The sequence below is a fragment of the Shewanella sp. SM101 genome, from assembly GCF_025654465.1.
In the GTDB taxonomy this organism is placed as follows: domain Bacteria; phylum Pseudomonadota; class Gammaproteobacteria; order Enterobacterales; family Shewanellaceae; genus Shewanella; species Shewanella oncorhynchi.
In genome coordinates, this window is the sequence record NZ_JAKKRH010000149.1 from 1 (window position 1) to 602 (window position 602).

Genomic DNA, 602 nt, shown 5'->3' on the forward strand with positions numbered 1-602 from the left:
GTGTGCCACCCTGGCGTTCTAGTTTTAACTGTCTCACCCATTTATCCATAGTGGACTTACCTACGTTCATCGCCTTTGCAGCTTCGATGATGCTATGGTTTTTATCGAGGACTAATTGGGCTGCTTCAAGTTTGAATTCAGCACTAAATGTTTTTCTGGTTGTCGATCTCATGTGTTCACCTAAAGTCATCTACGAGGTAATAATATCACCTCTATTTAGGTGGCCAAAATTAGTGTGCCACTACAGTTCGATCAAAGAAAGGGAAGAAAGAGGCTAAATAGCTGGAGATACTTAAACCATAGAATAGGTAGCCAACAAGATAAATAAACCCAAATATGATGCAAAAGAAGGCTTATACCAATTACATTAATTAACTGGTCAAAATTGTCCACGGTCTAGTACACAATTCTATCACTCTTGCTTTCTTCTCAATGAAGGTATTCCATGCGATAGAGCACTGTTCGACAATATCGTCATAACCACTAAAACAACGATTGGCCAACACATTTTGACGCAGCCATTGCCATACCTGCTCTATTGGATTCAACTCCGGTGAATAAGGTGGCAACTTGAGAAGCGTCAGATTATCAAAGTCATCGGC

The 602-nt window shown here is 40.4% G+C and carries 2 protein-coding genes; both read right to left on the bottom strand.

Annotation, left to right across the window (positions count from 1 at the left end; genetic code table 11):
- The coding region (locus tag L5M38_RS24405; RefSeq protein ID WP_263148087.1) for a transposase at positions 1-172 on the bottom strand (172 nt) is incomplete at its 3' end.
- Between the two features lie 199 nt (positions 173-371).
- Positions 372-602: transposase (locus tag L5M38_RS24410; protein ID WP_263176833.1), on the bottom strand; the 231-nt coding region annotated here is incomplete at its 5' end.